Source organism: Niabella sp. ZPM-14, assembly GCF_055693045.2.
The window spans coordinates 3,104,045-3,121,226 of the sequence record NZ_CM181148.1 but is presented as its reverse complement, the minus strand read 5'-3'; the positions used below and the strand labels follow the sequence as shown (position 1 = coordinate 3,121,226).

15 protein-coding genes are annotated in these 17,182 nt (G+C 46.2%); 4 read left to right on the top strand and 11 right to left on the bottom strand.

Annotated elements, in window-relative coordinates; all coding sequences use genetic code 11:
- Positions 1 to 42 precede the first annotated feature (42 nt).
- The 3 genes from greA to rsmA all read right to left on the bottom strand — a co-directional run bounded on the left by greA (position 43) and on the right by rsmA (position 2,427).
- Positions 43 to 516: a transcription elongation factor GreA gene (gene greA / locus ACU37H_RS13235; RefSeq protein WP_472703665.1), complete on the bottom strand. Its 474-nt coding sequence runs from the start codon at positions 514 to 516 to the stop codon at positions 43 to 45.
- Positions 517 to 650: 134 nt separating this feature from the next.
- Positions 651 to 1,574 carry an NAD(P)-dependent oxidoreductase gene (locus ACU37H_RS13230; protein WP_472703667.1) on the bottom strand — a complete coding sequence of 308 codons (924 nt, stop codon included), beginning with the start codon at positions 1,572 to 1,574 and terminating at the stop codon, positions 651 to 653.
- Positions 1,575 to 1,674: 100 nt separating this feature from the next.
- A complete protein-coding gene (rsmA, locus tag ACU37H_RS13225) occupies positions 1,675 to 2,427 on the bottom strand; it encodes a 16S rRNA (adenine(1518)-N(6)/adenine(1519)-N(6))-dimethyltransferase RsmA (protein ID WP_472703669.1) in 753 nt (250 codons plus the stop codon).
- A 116-nt stretch (positions 2,428 to 2,543) separates the two neighbouring features.
- Between rsmA and pdxA the strand changes: the two genes are divergently transcribed.
- Positions 2,544 to 3,626 (top strand): 4-hydroxythreonine-4-phosphate dehydrogenase PdxA, encoded by a 1,083-nt coding sequence (gene pdxA, locus ACU37H_RS13220; RefSeq protein ID WP_472703671.1) that lies wholly within the window; start codon positions 2,544 to 2,546, stop codon positions 3,624 to 3,626.
- On the opposite strand, the gene ACU37H_RS13215 is transcribed toward pdxA, so the two are convergent.
- The 7 genes from ACU37H_RS13215 to ACU37H_RS13185 all read right to left on the bottom strand — a co-directional run bounded on the left by ACU37H_RS13215 (position 3,627) and on the right by ACU37H_RS13185 (position 10,928).
- On the bottom strand, positions 3,627 to 4,166 hold the full coding sequence (locus tag ACU37H_RS13215) for a hypothetical protein (RefSeq protein ID WP_472703673.1): 540 nt from the start codon (positions 4,164 to 4,166) through the stop codon (positions 3,627 to 3,629).
- Positions 4,167 to 4,351: 185 nt separating this feature from the next.
- Positions 4,352 to 5,296 carry an OmpA family protein gene (locus ACU37H_RS13210; protein ID WP_472703675.1) on the bottom strand — a complete coding sequence of 315 codons (945 nt, stop codon included), beginning with the start codon at positions 5,294 to 5,296 and terminating at the stop codon, positions 4,352 to 4,354.
- 7 nt (positions 5,297 to 5,303) lie between these two features.
- A complete protein-coding gene (locus tag ACU37H_RS13205; protein WP_494407553.1) occupies positions 5,304 to 5,687 on the bottom strand; it encodes a hypothetical protein in 384 nt (127 codons plus the stop codon).
- Positions 5,688 to 5,691: 4 nt separating this feature from the next.
- The gene (locus ACU37H_RS13200) at positions 5,692 to 7,863 is read right to left on the bottom strand and encodes an ATP-binding protein (protein WP_472703678.1); all 2,172 of its coding nucleotides are present in this window, start codon (positions 7,861 to 7,863) and stop codon (positions 5,692 to 5,694) included.
- A 15-nt stretch (positions 7,864 to 7,878) separates the two neighbouring features.
- The gene (locus ACU37H_RS13195; RefSeq protein ID WP_494407552.1) at positions 7,879 to 8,535 is read right to left on the bottom strand and encodes a LytR/AlgR family response regulator transcription factor; all 657 of its coding nucleotides are present in this window, start codon (positions 8,533 to 8,535) and stop codon (positions 7,879 to 7,881) included.
- Positions 8,536 to 8,727: 192 nt separating this feature from the next.
- Positions 8,728 to 10,308, bottom strand: coding sequence for a F0F1 ATP synthase subunit alpha (gene atpA / locus ACU37H_RS13190; protein WP_472703682.1), 1,581 nt, complete (start codon positions 10,306 to 10,308; stop codon positions 8,728 to 8,730).
- A gap of 146 nt (positions 10,309 to 10,454) precedes the next feature.
- The gene (locus ACU37H_RS13185) at positions 10,455 to 10,928 is read right to left on the bottom strand and encodes a DUF4920 domain-containing protein (protein ID WP_472703684.1); all 474 of its coding nucleotides are present in this window, start codon (positions 10,926 to 10,928) and stop codon (positions 10,455 to 10,457) included.
- A 49-nt stretch (positions 10,929 to 10,977) separates the two neighbouring features.
- Between ACU37H_RS13185 and ACU37H_RS13180 the strand changes: the two genes are divergently transcribed.
- The 3 genes from ACU37H_RS13180 to ACU37H_RS13170 all read left to right on the top strand — a co-directional run bounded on the left by ACU37H_RS13180 (position 10,978) and on the right by ACU37H_RS13170 (position 15,844).
- The gene (locus ACU37H_RS13180; protein ID WP_472703686.1) at positions 10,978 to 11,580 is read left to right on the top strand and encodes a DUF6580 family putative transport protein; all 603 of its coding nucleotides are present in this window, start codon (positions 10,978 to 10,980) and stop codon (positions 11,578 to 11,580) included.
- A 214-nt stretch (positions 11,581 to 11,794) separates the two neighbouring features.
- Positions 11,795 to 13,990, top strand: coding sequence for a hypothetical protein (locus ACU37H_RS13175; RefSeq protein ID WP_472703687.1), 2,196 nt, complete (start codon positions 11,795 to 11,797; stop codon positions 13,988 to 13,990).
- Between the two features lie 78 nt (positions 13,991 to 14,068).
- Positions 14,069 to 15,844: an ABC transporter ATP-binding protein gene (locus ACU37H_RS13170; protein WP_472703689.1), complete on the top strand. Its 1,776-nt coding sequence runs from the start codon at positions 14,069 to 14,071 to the stop codon at positions 15,842 to 15,844.
- A gap of 8 nt (positions 15,845 to 15,852) precedes the next feature.
- Here ACU37H_RS13170 and ACU37H_RS13165 read toward each other — a convergent pair whose 3' ends face one another.
- Positions 15,853 to 17,049 carry a sensor histidine kinase gene (locus ACU37H_RS13165; RefSeq protein WP_472703691.1) on the bottom strand — a complete coding sequence of 399 codons (1,197 nt, stop codon included), beginning with the start codon at positions 17,047 to 17,049 and terminating at the stop codon, positions 15,853 to 15,855.
- Positions 17,050 to 17,182: the final 133 nt, after the last annotated feature.

Below are 17,182 nucleotides of genomic sequence, written 5' to 3'. Positions count from 1 at the left end.
ATAAAAAAAACCGGCCGTAGCCGGTTCTCAAATAAAAAAAATTTATAAGCTGATTTCTTCTACGCGAAACTGAATCAAACCGGCAGGTGCCTGAACGTCGGCCACTTCACCAGGTTCTTTGCCCAGGATGCCCTGTCCGATCGGAGAACTTACTGAAATTTTTCCAGCTTTCAGATCGGCTTCCTGTTCGCTCACCAGTTGGTAAGTAACCTGCTTTTTAGTTTTCAGATTCGTCAACTTTACCTTGGTCAAAATAGACACCTTGCTGGTATCAATAGTGCTCTCATCCAACACGCGCGCGTTAGCAAGGGCTCCTTCTAAAGTAGCAATCTTGGCCTCCAGGAGGCCTTGCGCCTCTTTGGCTGCATCATATTCGGCATTCTCTTTTAAATCTCCTTTTTCCCGCGCCTCAGCAATAGCCCTGCTCGCAGCAGGACGTTCCACCCCTTTCAGGTGTTGCAGTTCTTCCTTCATTTGCTCCAGCGTCTCCTTCGTTACATACTGAATAGCACTCATAACTCGTCATTTTATGTTTTAAACAAAAAAATAACAACGCTCCGGACACGAACCAGAGCGTTGCTATCAATTGTTACAAATATAATGAAAAGATCCGTTAATATAAATAAACGAATTGTTAAAGAATCGACGCCTTATAGCCCGAGTTTTTCCAGTACGACAGTAGCCATTTTCAGGAAGGCCTCATGGCTATAACCAGCGATATGAGGCGTGACGATTACATTCGGGAAAGAAAGCAGCTGTTCGAGCTGTTCCCTTTCTGCGGGCATATAGCTGTCTAGCTTTTCATTTTCCAGCACGTCCAAACAGGCGCCGGATATCAGCCCCTGTTTCAATCCGTCGATCAGATCGGCCGTGTTGATGACCTTGCCGCGACAGGCACTTACAATGATCGGTTTCTTTTTCAGCTTGCTCACAAATTCCGCGTTCAGCATGTATCGTGTTTCAGGGGTAAGGGGCACATTGAAGCTGATGACATCGGCTTCTTCCAGAACCTGCTCCAGTGTGGCCTGGTGTATAAAGTCTGTCCCAAAGTCCACTTTGAATTTATCGTAAGCGAGTAGTTTTACGTCGAACGGCTGCAACAACCTGGCAAAGCTGCTGCCCGTATTTCCATACCCGATGATGCCCACTGTTTTACCAGATAGCTCGGTGCCCCGGTTTTCATCGCGTAGCCAGATGCCTTGTTTTACTTCGGGGATCGCAATATTCATTTTATTCATCAACATCAACAGCATCCCTAATGAATGTTCTGCTACTGCGTTCCGGTTGCCTTCGGGACTGCTCACGCACAGAATATTTTTTTCTTTTGCATACGTCACATCTACCAGCTCCATGCCGCTTCCAAGTCTGCCGATCCACTCCAGTTCCGGCATCGCATCGATCAAAGCCGCATCCACTTTGATCCGCGTGGTTAACACTAATCCTGCAACACCTGCTCCTTTCGCTTTCAGTTCTTCATACGAGATTGCAGGCTCGTAAGAAACATCAAAGCCTTTCTGAGTCAATGTTTGCTGCAAAACCGGATGTGCATTACCGGTAATGATCACTTTTTTCATCCGCGTATATTTTCTTTTTATGGTTGATGAATGTCCCGCTATCCGCTCGCGTTTATACGCTGGGCTTAGGGACTCTTCTTTTTTAATAACAATATTATGATTACCCCATCCTGAAAGTCAAAGCAGCAAAATCCGCCACTGACAGTTGCTCCGCACGTTGATCGAAAATTGGATCAGACAGCACCCCGGCATCGAATAGTGAACGAACTGCGTTACGCAAGGTTTTACGGCGCTGGTTGAAAGCTGTTTTTACCAGGGTGAAGAAAAGCCGTTCGGTTTTCATCGGCTCCACTGTAGTTCTTCGATACATTTTAATCACACCGCTCTTGACCTTGGGTGGCGGGTTGAAACAATTTTCGTGTACATCAAATAAATAATGCACCTCATAAAAGGCCTGTATCAGCACGCTAAGCACCCCATATACTTTACTCCCGGCGGGCGAAGCCACTCTTTGTGCGACTTCTTTCTGAAACATGCCTACTGCTACGGGCACCTGCTCTTTCCAGTCCAGTATCTTGAAAAGGATCTGGGTTGAAATATTATAAGGAAAATTACCCACCACGGTAAAAGGCCCTTCAAACGGCACATCTGCATCGAGAAAACTTTGATGTATGATCTTATCTTTCAAAGCCGGGTAGGTGTCTGACAGATAAGCCACTTTATCATCATCGATTTCAATCGCTTTGAAGCGGATGCCGGGAAGCTCCATCAGGTATTTGGTGAGCGCTCCTCCACCTGGACCTACTTCGAGCAATTGATCCAGCGGATCTTTTTGAAGCGCTTCCACAATCTTGCGGCAGATATTTTCATCTTTAAGAAAGTGCTGCCCCAAAGATTTCTTTAGTACATACATGGCGCAAAGTTAGTTGTCAGGAAATGATTTTTTACCGGATTATTTACGCGGTACAACAGCCCCGATCAGCCTGCGATCACTAAAAAATAATTGTTTACTTTTACACACTACGTTTTATGAATACAAATAAACCTGCAATCGGAATTTCGTGTGGAGATATCAATGGCATTGGCATTGAGCTGATCGTGAAAGCTTTTTCTGACTCGAGAATCACGGACATCTGCACCCCGATCATATTTGCGAATAACAAGGTCATCAATTTTTACAGGAAACTGGCTACTGATGCCAATTTCAGCTTCAACCCGATCAAAGATTTCTCCCGTGTCAACCCCAAGCAGGTCAATATCTTTAACTGCTGGGAGGAAGAGATCGCCGTCACTCCGGGCGCTTTGAACGAGACCGGTGGCAAATATGCGGTGCTGTCGCTACGTTCGGCGGTTCAGGCCTTGCAGGAGGGGGCTATTGCGGGATTGGTGACTGCGCCCATTCATAAAAGCAATGTGCAAAGCGAATCCTTTTCTTATACCGGCCACACGCCGTTTTTGAAGGATGCTTTCCAGGCCAAGGACGTAGTCATGATGATGTGTGCAGAGAATATGCGGGTGGCATTGGTTACGGAACACGTACCGGTGAAGGACATCGCCAGCCACCTGACCACCGGGCTTATTTTAAGCAAACTCGAACTGATCCAGCAATCTCTGGCGACGGACTTCGGCATCAGTAAACCACGCATCGCCGTGTTGGGGCTCAATCCACATGCAGGAGACGATGGACTGGTCGGCGACGAAGAAAACACGATCATTAAGCCGGCAATCCGGGAAGCTAAAAACCGAGGCCAGCTGGTATTTGGGCCGTTCAGCGCGGACGCGTTTTTCGCGCGCGGGCAACATGAGAAATTTGATGCGGTATTGGCCATGTATCACGACCAGGGGTTAATTCCGTTCAAATCATTGGCAATAGGCGAAGGCATCAATTATACAGCAGGTCTGAATATTGTGCGCACCTCGCCCGATCATGGAGTTGCATTTGATATTGCCGGAAAGGGCATTGCCGATCCGGCGTCCTTCCTGGAAGCGGTCTATAAATGCGTGGATATCATTCGTTACCGGAAAGAATACCAGGACGAACGATCTAACCCTATCAAAAAGGTAATGCCCGAAGTAACTTCGAAGCTTGTAGACGAAAAGATTGAAGAATAGTTATCTGGGTTTCCTGGTGAAACCGGGCTTCGTGACCAGCCTTTTGGCCATCTTTGCGATCTTCAAAGTGTAGGCTTTGATTTTATTTGTGGTCAAAACCTTGTGAACTTCCAGCGGCGTCAGTCGGCGATCCTTATTGACGGTATGAAGCAGGCTTAAGATAGCCGGAGTGGTAGACGCCATCAGTAAATTAACGGTCTTGGTTCTTACTTTGCATTCTTTGGCGATCTCGTCTATCGTATTGACAAGCGCTACTCCAAATATTTCTGAGTTTATTCCTCTCCCCTTTTGTAAAATATAATAGTCCGGCCCGAAGAAATCACGAAATTTCAGGACCGAGCATTCCTTGCCTATTTTCAATAACTCATCTGATTTCTCCAAACTTTCGAATTGCCCGTTGAGCGCGGTCAATGTCGCTTCCGTGATCAGGTCGACTGCTTTTTCAATGTACCCTATCGGCTCTTTAAAGTAATCGCTGGCAGACAGGATCAAATCATTTTCGAGATTAAGATGTGATGTAATGCGACTTTTAAGGTCCATATTCATTGTTTTAGCAAGAGGGAAAGGGCCATAAAAAAAAGAGGGGCGAACGATTGACCTGGAAAGGCCCCGAAGCCCACTCTAAGCCCTCTAAACCGACATGAAGATAGCTCAAATTTCCAGGTGAAATAAGTCATATTCGATGAAACGGCTTAAAAATTCGATGAATGGCCTTATTTTTTCGATTAAGGCTTTTTGACGTTTGCTAAATGCAGGTTTTCCAGTTCAGGCAGGATCGCCCAATAGAATACAACGACCCGTCTACGCTCGTCATTGTCGGTATAATCCGTGAGATTTTTGAATGGCAGCGCTTCGCCCCGTCCGTAACTGCTGTTACCAACAGTAAGGCGGTCAAAACTGACGAACTTGGCAGCATTTTTCTTTAAAATCAGATTCAGGTTGCGTAAAAATTCAGCAGCCCGCAGGTCGGAAAGCGCCAGATTGAGTTGTGCTCTGGTAGGTTCTTCCACTTTCAAATAATTCTTGAGTTCTTTATAAAGGGGGGTCTCCGTGCTAAAGGGTAGCGCGTCGGCATAGCCAACAACAACCAGGTGAATGCTTCTTTTTAAGTCAGCATAGCGGTTGGAAAGAGTCGCCATGGAATCTATCGCCGGCAAAAACGATTGCTCCAGGCGGTTGAAGCTGGATGGGGACATTTTATAGACACCGGGATCGAAGAACGCACCGAGGGAGTACTTTTCAAAAGCCTTGATCCGGACGGCCTCATTCAGCAGTTCATAGATCCGGTCCCGCTTTTCTTTCTGAAGAATAAAGGAGTCCAGCCGGCTCACGTGTGCCGCCACCGACGCATTGTAAGCCGGGCCGCTGAAGTTGGACCGGTTGTCCATGAAGAATTCCACGGCCTTCACGGTTCTCTCGATCCCGTTGAGATCCTGCCTGAGCTGGCCGATCACTTCTTCGAACCTGTTACTAAGAGAACTATCGACGGCTTCATTCTCATCTTTCTCTATGATTGAAAAATGAATGGCATTCAGGGTTACGGTATCTCTTTCAATGGTGCGCCTTGCCTCCTCCGTCTTTTTTCTGGCCGACCACATGCGTTGTTGCGTGCTGCATGAAAAAAGGAGGATGCACGAAACCAGTGCTATAACCAGCGTCTTTGTATGCATGTCCGTGTTATTGGGGTAACGGCTTGATAATATAGCCGTCGTTATTATTTTCTGGTGCTTCAGATATCTCCCTGATCTTGTTTTTCAAAATTTTGGAATATTTCAACTTCCTTTCAGGAGCGGAGTAAGATACAGAGTCCGGATCAGCCGATTTGCCATCTCCTTCTCCCTTGAGTGAGAGGTTGATCAGATTAACACTTTCTACCAATGTAAGATCTTTTGAAGATAACAGCAATTGATCGACGAAAATGCCTTTTTTGTTCGGAGTCATACCCACCACTTCGGAATGGGGCACCTCTTTGCTTCTCCAGTTATACAGCATGGCCAACAGGAGGATCATTGCGCCGACCCACAATATACTTAACGAAGAATTGGTCATCTTCGTATACATTGCTTTATTCCTCAATGGCATAATCCAGCGTCTTGTTGATTAACAAATCAATTTCTTCCACAAAAGCGGCACTCTTCATAGAAAGCTCCTCCGCGTCGCCTGCCAGCCGGTTGCCTTGCTCTGAAAGGATTTTATATACGGAATGGTTAGGACCCAACGATAAGAAGGTAGACTTCATCCTGTGCAACACCCTGTGAGCGCCTTCCTGGTCTTTGTGCTCAGCCGCAAACAAGAGGTCTTTTTTATCCTGATCCCATTGCCAGCGCATCTCGTTGAGGATCTCTGTCAGCATCTCCCGGTTATCGCCCACGACTGTTTTCAGGAATTCCAGCTCTCCATCCTGTTGGACCTCGGCCACAGGCTCTTCCACTTCGACATGATGAAGATACGTGGTCATTTTTTGAACGAGTAATTCCTCATCCAGCGGCTTCGCCATATAATCGGAGAAACCCGCCTCCAGGCACTTTTTCACCTCTCCTTCCGAAACATAGGCCGTCATAGCTATAACAGGTGTTTTGATATCTAGTTCATTTCGCAGGGTGGAAATTGCCGTATAGCCGTCCATTACCGGCATTTGAATATCCATAAAGATCAGGTCAAACGACGTCTCTTTCAAAAGATCGACGGCTTTTTGACCGTTATCGATCAATTGAGGCTGCAGCTTGTATTTATTGAACAGATGCTTGATCAACACCTGGTTAGCCCTGTTATCTTCTACCACTAATACTTTATATCCTTCAAACGAAAACCTGCGGGTAGTCATCTTTTTGGCCGGTTCTTCTACCGCCGCTGACTTTTCAAGTATACAGGTAAAATTGAACTCAGATCCTTCATTTACATGGCTGTATACCGAAATGGAGCCGCCCATTCTTTCCACCAGGTTTTTTACGATGGTCAATCCCAGACCTGTTCCGCCATGTTGCCGCTGGGTACCTTGTTCCAGCTGTTCAAACCGCTCGAATATCGTAGCCACTTTGTCCTTAGGTATTCCGATACCGCTATCGCGGATAGTAAAACTGAGCTTATAAAATTTTTGCTCTTCGTCTATCCATACGATGCCGGCGCTTACATCTATGCCGCCTTCTGATGTGAACTTGATCGCATTGCTGATCAGGTTGATAAAAACCTGCTGCAACCGGTCCGGGTCTCCGATTACAAATTCAGGAATATGTTCGTCGATATAGTACTTGTAACGAAGGCCTTTTTCCCTGATGGTGGCGGAGAACATCTTTTCGATCCTGATAAAAAGATCGTAGAGATTGAAGGGCCGGTGAGCCACAGTCAGTTTCCCCGCTTCGATTTTAGAAAGGTCTAATACATCGTTCACAATGTGAAGCAGGTTATACCCACTCGACTTGATAATATCAACGTATTCTTTTTGTTGTGTATTGAGCTCCGTGTTGTCAAGCAATTTTCCAAAGCCGATCAAAGCGTTCAAAGGCGTTCTCAGCTCATGGCTCATATTGGCCAGGAACTCGTCTTTGGCGTTTTTACTTTTAAGCGCTGCGAGCTCTGCGGCCTTCAGCTCTTCGATGAGCTTTAGCTGCTGCGATTGGCGACGGATAATAATGGTAGCCAACACCAGGATCGCGATGATGGAGAAAATAGCTAATACCCGATTGAAAAAAGACAGTTGGCTGGCCTGATCAGAGTTCTTGTCCAGGGTATGCTGCAGATTATTGCGCAGTTCCTGCTGCAGTTTTGTACAATTTTCCAGCACCTTCTGCCCCGGTCCCAATGCCCTTAGTGAATCGATAGCAAGCGACAGGCGGCTTTTATCTTCGGATTTGGCTTCCTGGATTACTCTCTCTGAAAAGTGGACCTGCGAATCGATAATACTATTGATGCGCTCCGCTGTTGCCTGCCCTTCCGGAAGACCCTGATTGACGATGAGGAATGCATTATACCCAAAGGCCGTTAAGGAATCGGCAAGTGGGTTGTGCCTGCTTTTGTCAGTCATTACCCGCGCACTTCTGAACTTTCTCTCCAGTTCAAAAGACATGTTGACCAATAACTGAAGGTTATTGTTAAGCCCAAAGGTCTCCACGGCCTGGTGGTTACCCACTGTCAGCGCTGATGTAGATTTGTTTGTAAAAAACTGCGTCACTACGATCAACGCCATCAATGCCAACGCTAATATTACAATGGAGAAAAAAGCGACACCTTTTTGATTCATAACTGTTTGGCGACCTTAAAGTAATTGCAGGCTCTTCAGCAGTGCGTCTTTGTTAGATTCTGATATAGGAATGGCCTGGCCGTGTACATAAACAATCCTGTCTTCAATATAATCGATCTTATCTAACGCGATGGTATAACTTCTGTGTATGCGCATGAACTTCTGGGAAGGCAATTTGTCCTCTATGGCTTTCAAACTGCCGTGTACCACATAACTTTTTTGCGGTACATTCACCTTGATGTAATCTCCTTTCGCCTCAATCCATAATATATCGTTCATGTTCAGCTTCCGGATGATCCTGTTGTCTTTCACAAACACAAAATCACTGGAATCATCCTTGCCTATTCTTACGTTTTCACTATTCAACAATTCTTTAGCCCGCTCAACGGCCTGCATAACTCTCGCCAGGGAGAAAGGTTTGACGATATAATCGACCACGTTCAGTTCAAAAGCCTCCACCGCATAAGCCGGCTTGCCTGTGGTGAAAATGGTGAGCGGACGATTAGGTAACATTCTCAATAACTCCAGCCCTGTAAGACCAGGCATTTCAATATCGAGGAATAATATATCTATCGCATTGTTTTCGATATATGTTTTCGCCTTCAGCGGATCGTCGAACTCGCCAAGTATATTAATACCCTCAATTTTAATGAGGATTTGTTGCAACAACATGCGTGCAACTTTATTATCATCAACGATCAAGCAATTTATAGGGCGATCCATATGATTTTTTACCAGCTAATATACGCATTCCAAAATAATTCCAGAAAGCGTAAGCCTTGTTCCGTAGAACAAGGCTTATTAAAAAATTAAAATATATACTTTAGCTCTCCGTCAGTCAAGTAAGTGAACGGAGGCCGCAGCTTAATTTTTATACTGTGGAATCAGGCTGTTAGCCAGCTCTACCATCTGTTTGATTCCGTCTTCAGGAAGATTTCCTTTTTTGAATTCGGCCATTACTTCAGGTAATTTATTTTCCATTTCCATCAGGAAATGATCTTCAAAATCTCTCACTTTGCTTACCGGTACTTCTTTGATCAATCCGTTGGTTCCCAGGTAGATGATCGCCACCTGCTTTTCTACGGCGAAAGGAGAATACTGTGGCTGCTTCAGAATTTCTACGTTACGTGCGCCTTTATCAATTACGTTTTTAGTAGCCGGGTCAAGGTCACCACCGAATTTGGAGAACGCTTCCAGCTCGCGATAAAGCGCCTGGTCCAGCTTCAGGGTACCAGCTACCTTCTTCATCGATTTGATCTGAGCGTTACCACCCACGCGGCTTACAGAGATACCTACGTTGATCGCAGGACGTATACCGGAAAGGAACAGGCTCGATTCCAGGAAGATCTGTCCGTCAGTGATAGAAATTACGTTCGTAGGGATATAAGCAGAAACGTCTCCCGCCTGAGTTTCAATGATGGGAAGCGCGGTTAACGATCCACCACCTTTTACCAGGTGTTTGATAGACTCAGGAAGATCGTTCATGTTTTTCACGATCTCATCATTGTTGATCACTTTCGCAGCTCTCTCCAATAAACGGCTGTGCAGGTAGAATACATCACCAGGATAAGCCTCACGGCCTGGCGGGCGACGTAATAACAGCGATACTTCGCGATAAGCCACCGCTTGCTTGGAAAGATCATCGTAAATGATCAGCGCCGGACGACCGGTATCACGGAAGAATTCACCGATAGCAGCGCCCGCGAAAGGAGCATAGAACTGCAATGGTGCAGGATCGGAAGCAGAAGCCGCAACGATGGTTGTGTACTCCATAGCGCCATTGTCCTGTAAAGTTTTCATCACACCGGCAATGGTAGATGCTTTCTGACCAATCGCTACATAAATACAGTATACTGGTTTGCCAGCGTCAAAAAACTCTTTTTGATTGATGATGGTATCTACAGCGATCGCTGTTTTACCTGTCTGACGGTCACCAATGATCAGCTCACGCTGTCCGCGACCGATAGGAATCATCGCATCGATAGCTTTAATACCCGTTTGCAGCGGCTCTTTTACCGGCTCACGGAAAATTACACCCGGTGCCTTACGCTCCAGCGGCATTTCATACAACTCGCCGGCAATCGGGCCTTTACCATCGATCGGGTTACCTAATGTATTTACCACACGTCCTACCATGCCTTCGCCCACTTTGATAGAGGCGATCTGGCCGGTGCGACGCACTTTGGATCCTTCTTTAATGTCTTTACCTTCTCCCATCAATACCACACCCACATTGTCTTCTTCCAGGTTAAGCGCAATAGCACGTACACCATCTTCAAACTCAACCAGTTCCCCATAACGTACATTTCCTAACCCGTATACGCGGGCGATACCATCCCCTACCTGTAACACAGTACCTATTTCTTCCAGGTCTGCGTGAGCATTAAAATTGCTTAATTGTTCCCGCAATATGGCGCTTATTTCGTCGGGTTTAATTTCTGGCATATACTTAATTTATAATTGGTTTTGTTATGGCTGCTTCCCAGCCTTAATTTTTCAGGCTGCAAAAGTAGGATATTATTACAAATAATGGGAATTGATCGTTCCCAAATTTTTATCTCGCTTTAATCCGGAAATTGCTGTTACAACGGCTATTTTACCACCAAAACACCATCAGCTAAAAAACGAAGTTGCTTTTGCGGCTCCTTGATGGCATCGATCTCTGCCTGGCTCTTCTTGGCATCTTTCGCATAGTGCTGTAGTTCGGCCACAGAGGTGGTTTTATTAAAGGCGATGCCCTCCAACACCACGGTTTTGCCAACGATGTCTGTTGGAACAAAAAAGGCGTAATCCTTGAATTTCACAAACATTTTACTCTTATCCGCCAGTTCTACGTCCATCCAACACCCTTTTTTAGGGCAGGAAGCCAATACTTTGCCGGTGATCTTTGTTGACACTGAGTCCTTCTCTGACAGCTTTTTAGTGATTTTTGCCAGCGGCTCCACTCCCTTGTCAGTCGTTTTCGCGCCGTACACGTTTCCAACCTCAGCAGGCCCCGCAGGGGGTTGCGCGTATCCCAAAATGGCCGGACCCATAAGCAGCAGCGCAATAATTATTTTTTTCATTTTTATGGTATTAAGGATGCAAATTTATAAAACTAACTACTTTTGTACCATGAGTAAATTAAATGTAAGAGCAGGTTTGCTTATTATCATGATCGTTCTGGCAGCCATGAGCCGGCTGTTACCTCATCCTTACAATTTTTCACCACTGGTAGCGATGGCTTTATTTGGCGGCTCCCAGTTCAAAAATAAATGGCAGGCCTACCTGGTTCCCATCGGAGCCTATCTCATCTCGGATATTGCACTGCAGCTGACAGGGAAGATGGGAATCTACAGCTTCTCTCAGCCTTTTGTGATTATTTCCCAGGCTTTTGTATACGCAGGCATGTTGTTGATCGTGCTGCTCGGCACATCGTTGCACCAGCCTAAAACAGTGAAAGTGTTGGGATATTCCCTGACCGGGTCCGCAATCTTTTGGATCATTTCCAATTTCGGCGTTTGGGTGGGAAATTATTTTGCCGCAGGAACGATTATGCACGAACCGGGCCTTACATTGGCGACTACTTATCTGCGCGCATTGCCTTTTTATAATAGCATGAGCTCAGAGATGTTTTTCAATGCGTTTGCCGGTGACCTGTTTTATTGTGCCGTATTGTTTGGCATTCTGGCATTGGTACAGCGGCGCCACGCTGCTTTCCGTTACTCCAACGTGTAACGCTCTTCAGACCGGGAGCGGCTGACCCAATATATTCCCGGACAAACACCGGCACTGATGCGTTATGCGCCAAAGGTCCGGCAACAAGCGGATCATGAATCAACAGCGCGTAAGGCGCTGTTTCAGATTGCAACCAAACCGCCAACCAGAACATCTTTTAACTTTTTACGTTTATATATCAAATTACCTTTGCAGGCAAGATCAATCTATAGTTATGACAGGAAAGGCTTTATTTTCATTGGTTTTATCTCTCTTTTGCGCAACAGCTTTATGGAGCCAGGGCGAAGGCAATGGCGTCACCGTTCCGATCAACCGGCAGCTTTTTCACGACAACATACTTAAAGAAAAGAAGTTATTGCTGGGCAGCGACGGCAAGCAAGATGATGAATTTGCAATCGAAAATAATCCGGGCGTGAGCAAGCTGGCTACCGCGGCTATTAACAACCAGGTTGATGCGATCCGCTACCTCGTGGAAACAGATGCCCAAATCGAACAACGCCTGAAACCCGGCTACCTGGTGGGCCTTACCGATATTTTAAGGCACATGCGCACGGGCTGGAGAAAAAAAGAAGTGTTGCCCAGCCATTTCCTGCAAATATTTTCCCTGTACAAAAAGCTGATCGAGGTAAATACTGCCAAAGAATCGATCATTCCTTATTTACAGCATTTTTCATATGATATTGTCTACACGGCAACCTTGCCGCGCATTTTTGAAGAAAACCCGGACTATAGTGAATTAAAAGACCTGCTGATCCTGAAATATGCAAGGCAATACCCGGACAAAACGTTTTACAGGTTAACGAAATACACAGACTCCAAACATGCGGATAGCCTGATCAAAGCCATTGGACGCCTTTACCCTGAGCAATTATATTCTTACGCCCAGGGCGGTGGCAAACTTTCTTACAAAATAAGGGGTATTAAGGACGACAATTTTGTGCAGACAGTGGTCGGCCTGTCGGAGATGAAAAGCGGCCAGATCTATTTCCCTTTCCTCGATAATCTGGTGAAAGGAAAAGTGACGATGGCGGAACTGGATGCGGCAAAAAATGACAGGGTAAAATATTACCGCCTACTGGTGAAAACACGCATGGATTACAGCCGCCGTGCCTTGAGCGGCGATACGGCCATTGGCTACGATGTGATTGCAGCGTGGATGAAAAAGAAAGCGAGTGACGAGTTTGTAAACGAGATCAATGCCTTGCACGAATCTCCCAACGCGGTACGATTCCGTTGTCTGCAAGATCTTACCGCACAGGAACTATATTATCTGGCAGTGCTGACTGACGGTCTGATATACACGAGCAGTTATACAAGTGGCGTATTCCCGTTAATGATGAGCAAGATCAACAACCGGGGCGATTCATTGCTCGTAACATTGTCATTTGATCATTACCGGAAGTTTATCCGCCAGGCTGCGGGTTACAATACGTTAAAAACTTTTCTCACTACCTTTCCCAATAAGCAAAATGCGAGCGACCTGATGACCGCATTTGTAAAAGGACTGGAGAAATCCAAAGGACTGGAAGATGGGGTGGATGTAGCGGACTCTTACGCAAGCCTTTACGAAACCTTGCCCGACCTGGCTAAGCAGATGCTGGCTAACGTAAAATCTAATTACCAGGCGAATGCCAGAGCGAACAATAAGCGCGGTATGGCTATTTACAATATCCTGGACAAGCTGTTCATGTCAGCGGACCCAACGAAGAACATTGACCTGACCAAAGAGCTGGGTATTCCCCCGGTGTATAATATTCCTTTTAACAGCTTCACCAACGAAAAGGGAGAAATTATCACGCAAATGTTTTTCTATGGAGACGAAGATGGTATGATGGACTTCGACATCTTTGTGCGCACTTTTAATAATGATCCTAAATGGCGGGTCGATCAGAGCAACAGCAAATATGTTGTAGCAAAATCAACCTCAGGCGTTCCTATTTATGTATATGCCAACCGGCCGTTGCCCAATACGCAAGACGAGGACTTCGTAGCCCAGAATGCGATGCAGGAATACTTTGAAAAGAATAATTTATCACCAACGGTGACCTTTCACCGGGGACACAGCTACCATGCGCCTACCAGCGTAAGCTACATTACGCCTACCTCCCGTGTGGTTTTTATGGGATCCTGTGGCGGCTTTTTCCTGATCGATTCGATTCTTAAAAAGTCGAGCGACGCTCACATCATCTCTTCCAAACAAACGGGATATCGCGATATCAACCTTCCCTTTATCCGGATCTTCCTGGAAAATCTAAGGCAGAAAAAAGATGTCGATTGGATTCCGTTCTGGAAAGAGTTCAGAGCAGCGGCCAATATTACCGGTATGGAAGATTACATCCCTCCTTACAAGAATCTCGGTGCCCTGTTCATCAAGGCTTATAAAAAGGAGACCGGCGAAGAAGACATTTAATCCACGTTCCTGGTTTATGGTTCAAGTCCATTGGCCATCAGCCATGCACTATGAACCATTTATTATATCTTGCGTCTAATGCAGCAGGAAAAGAAGAACGTATTTTTTGACGTATCCAAATTGCGACGCATCTTTCAGTATGCGGCCCCTTACAAATCCAGGTTTTACTGGTCGGTGATCCTAGCTGTAGTGCTGGCGGCGTTAACGCCCGTGCGCCCGCTCCTGATACAGCTTACAGTTGATAAATATATTGCGCAATCCATTCCGGGGATGGTGATCTATATTACGATGATCCAGATGGGGATCATCTTGCTGGAGACAGCGATGCGGTTTGTTTTTTCGTTCATCACAGCATGGCTGGGCCAGGCCGTTGTTAAGGACATGCGGGTTGCCGTGTACAAGAAGATCCTGGGGCTGAACCTGCGGCAATTTGACAGAACCCCGATCGGCACGCTGACGACACGCACCATCAACGACATTGAATCCATTAACGAGATATTTTCAGACGGGCTCATCCCGATCATTGCCGACCTGCTTTCTATCATTTGCGTGCTGGTCTACATGTTTTGGGTGGATTGGCAGCTCACCCTGATCGCGCTCATCCCGTTCCCGATCATGATCGTGGCTACTTACTATTTCAAAGAGAGTATCAACAAATCCTTTTTCAAAGTGCGCAATGCCGTAGCTGCTCTCAATGCCTATGCGCAGGAACATCTGTCCGGCATGAGCGTGGTTCAGGCGTTTGCAGCCGAACGCAATGAATTCAATAAATTCAAAGCGATCAACAAGCAACATCGCAACGCCAATATCAGCGCCATCTTTGCCTACTCCGTCTTCTTTCCCGTGATTGAAATTGTTCTGGCTTTATCAATCGGCCTGGTGGTGTGGTTCACGGCAAAAGAAGCACTTGACCTGCAGCAAAGTCAGCAAGGCGTCATCGTATCCTTCATTTTATGTCTCAACCTGCTCTTCCGGCCACTGCGGATGATCGCAGACAAGTTCAATACCGTACAAATGGGCGTCATCGCCAGCGACAGGGTATTCACAGTATTAGATAATCCCGATGAAGAGAGAACACCGGAAGGCGGCTACTTTCAACCAGACGAACGCGTAAAGGGCAAAATTGATTTCAAGGAGGTACACTTCGCTTACGTCGATGAACATTGGGTCCTGAAAGACGTCAGCTTCGGAATTGAGCCGGGGCAAACAGTGGCAATCGTGGGTCATACCGGCAGCGGCAAGACCACGATCATCAGCCTGATCAACCGCTTTTACAATATCCAGAAAGGTAGTATTGAAATTGACGGTATAGATATCAGGAGACTGTCGCCGGAATACCTCCGGGAGAATATCGGCGTTGTACTCCAGGATGTTTTTCTTTTTTCAGGTTCCATCATCGATAATATCACCCTCCGCAATCCAAATATCACAAAGGACCAGGTGATAGCGGCGGCAAAGATGATCGATATGCACGATTTCATCATGCGGCTGCCCGGCGGCTATGACTACAACGTAAAGGAACGTGGCGCTACCCTTTCTTTGGGACAGCGGCAACTGTTATCTTTTATCAGGGCGTTGTTATACGACCCTTCGATATTGGTACTGGACGAAGCGACTTCATCGATCGATACAGAGAGTGAGTTGCTGATCCAGAAGGCGACGGATAAGCTCATTCAGAACCGGACCTCTATTGTCATAGCTCACCGCTTAAGCACGATCCGTAAAGCTGATAAGATCCTGGTGTTAGATAAAGGCAAATTGATGGAAGCCGGCACTCACAGTGAGCTGTTGGCTAAAGGCGGTTTCTATGCCCGGCTTCACCAGATGCAGTTTGAAAAAGAAATGGCTTCCTAGAACACCGTTTATTTCTTTAACGTGAACATGAACCGGGTCCCCACGCCAACAGTAGAATCAAAGGTGATCGATCCGCCCATCTTTTCCACCAGCTCTTTTACGATGGCCAATCCGATGCCAAATCCCTTTTCTCCAAACCGGTCTTTCTCTTCCTGGCTCTCATACATGTCAAACACAGATGATCGTAATGTTTCTGGAATCCCTTTCCCATTGTCCTGGACATAAAAACAATATTCATCGCCCTTGTCAGTAATACCGATCTCAACTTCCGCCTTATCCTTGTCATTGTACTTAATAGCATTCGAGATCAGGTTCATCAATATTTGTTCTAACGCCAGTTTGTTGATATGAACGTTTTCAAGGTGGGTCTTAAAAGTAATCGTACACCTGTCATTAAAGACGAAGAGATTGCACAACGCCCCATGAAGCTCTTTAAGTGAGACGTCGGCCAGCTGCTCGCGTAATTGGCGTTCTGACTGACTTTGCTCCAGCAGATCTTCTATCAGCTTTTTTAATTGCGTAGAAGATCCTTTGATCAATCCCACCATATGTTCCGCGTCTTCATCGCCGCTGTAGGCCATGCTTAACAACTCGGTCGCGCTGATGATATTATTGAGGGGTGATCGCAAGTCGTGCGCTACGGAATAAACGAACTTTTCCAGGGACTTATTTTTCACATCCAGCCGGGCCGTAGCATTTTCAAGCTGGCTCTTTTTCTTTCTCAGTTCGATGAGGTTCATCGCCTGTTTAGAAAGCGCCTTCAGGGAGTGGATCTGCTTGTCGGTCAGTTGCCGGGGCTTATCGTGCATCACGCACAGCGTACCCAGGGGATAGCCTCTTTCGCTTACCAAAGGAACACCTGCATAAAAGATGATATTAGGAACGCCAGTCACATAAGGGTTGTCGAAAAAACGCTTATCCGCCCTGGCGTCCGGCACGATCATCACGTCGTCGGGCGCATTCAAAGCATGGCCGCAAAAAGAGTAGTCGCGTTCTGTCTCAACAGCATCAAATCCATGCTTCGACTTGAACCATTGCCGGTTTTCGTCGACCAGGCTGATCATAGAGATATTAGTACGGCATATCCCGGAAGCAATAATGGTCAGGTTATCAAAGTCTTCTTCCGAAAGCGTGTCCAGGATTGAATAGGAATACAGGTCCTTGATCCTCTCGGCTTCATTGTAAGGTTTAGATGGAGCTATCATGATCTCTCAGTTTAGTGTCAACAATAAAGACTGCTATGTCACTTATCAATTGAAAAGCTAAGATAGCGACGGCACAGAAACGAACAAAAATTTACCCGCTTCTCATGTTAGCATAATCTTAAAATAAAGCGTT

What these genes read in the sequence shown, in the direction of transcription:
- greA (WP_472703665.1), bottom strand. Translation starts at nt 516, where the DNA reads ATGAGTGCTATTCAGTATGTAACGAAGGAGACGCTGGAGCAAATGAAG.
- ACU37H_RS13230 (WP_472703667.1), bottom strand. Translation starts at nt 1,574, where the DNA reads ATGAAAAAAGTGATCATTACCGGTAATGCACATCCGGTTTTGCAGCAA.
- rsmA (WP_472703669.1), bottom strand. Translation starts at nt 2,427, where the DNA reads ATGTATGTACTAAAGAAATCTTTGGGGCAGCACTTTCTTAAAGATGAA.
- pdxA (WP_472703671.1), top strand. Translation starts at nt 2,544, where the DNA reads ATGAATACAAATAAACCTGCAATCGGAATTTCGTGTGGAGATATCAAT.
- ACU37H_RS13215 (WP_472703673.1), bottom strand. Translation starts at nt 4,166, where the DNA reads ATGGACCTTAAAAGTCGCATTACATCACATCTTAATCTCGAAAATGAT.
- ACU37H_RS13210 (WP_472703675.1), bottom strand. Translation starts at nt 5,296, where the DNA reads ATGCATACAAAGACGCTGGTTATAGCACTGGTTTCGTGCATCCTCCTT.
- ACU37H_RS13205 (WP_494407553.1), bottom strand. Translation starts at nt 5,687, where the DNA reads ATGTATACGAAGATGACCAATTCTTCGTTAAGTATATTGTGGGTCGGC.
- ACU37H_RS13200 (WP_472703678.1), bottom strand. Translation starts at nt 7,863, where the DNA reads ATGAATCAAAAAGGTGTCGCTTTTTTCTCCATTGTAATATTAGCGTTG.
- ACU37H_RS13195 (WP_494407552.1), bottom strand. Translation starts at nt 8,535, where the DNA reads ATGTTGTTGCAACAAATCCTCATTAAAATTGAGGGTATTAATATACTT.
- atpA (WP_472703682.1), bottom strand. Translation starts at nt 10,308, where the DNA reads ATGCCAGAAATTAAACCCGACGAAATAAGCGCCATATTGCGGGAACAA.
- ACU37H_RS13185 (WP_472703684.1), bottom strand. Translation starts at nt 10,928, where the DNA reads ATGAAAAAAATAATTATTGCGCTGCTGCTTATGGGTCCGGCCATTTTG.
- ACU37H_RS13180 (WP_472703686.1), top strand. Translation starts at nt 10,978, where the DNA reads ATGAGTAAATTAAATGTAAGAGCAGGTTTGCTTATTATCATGATCGTT.
- ACU37H_RS13175 (WP_472703687.1), top strand. Translation starts at nt 11,795, where the DNA reads ATGACAGGAAAGGCTTTATTTTCATTGGTTTTATCTCTCTTTTGCGCA.
- ACU37H_RS13170 (WP_472703689.1), top strand. Translation starts at nt 14,069, where the DNA reads ATGCAGCAGGAAAAGAAGAACGTATTTTTTGACGTATCCAAATTGCGA.
- ACU37H_RS13165 (WP_472703691.1), bottom strand. Translation starts at nt 17,049, where the DNA reads ATGATAGCTCCATCTAAACCTTACAATGAAGCCGAGAGGATCAAGGAC.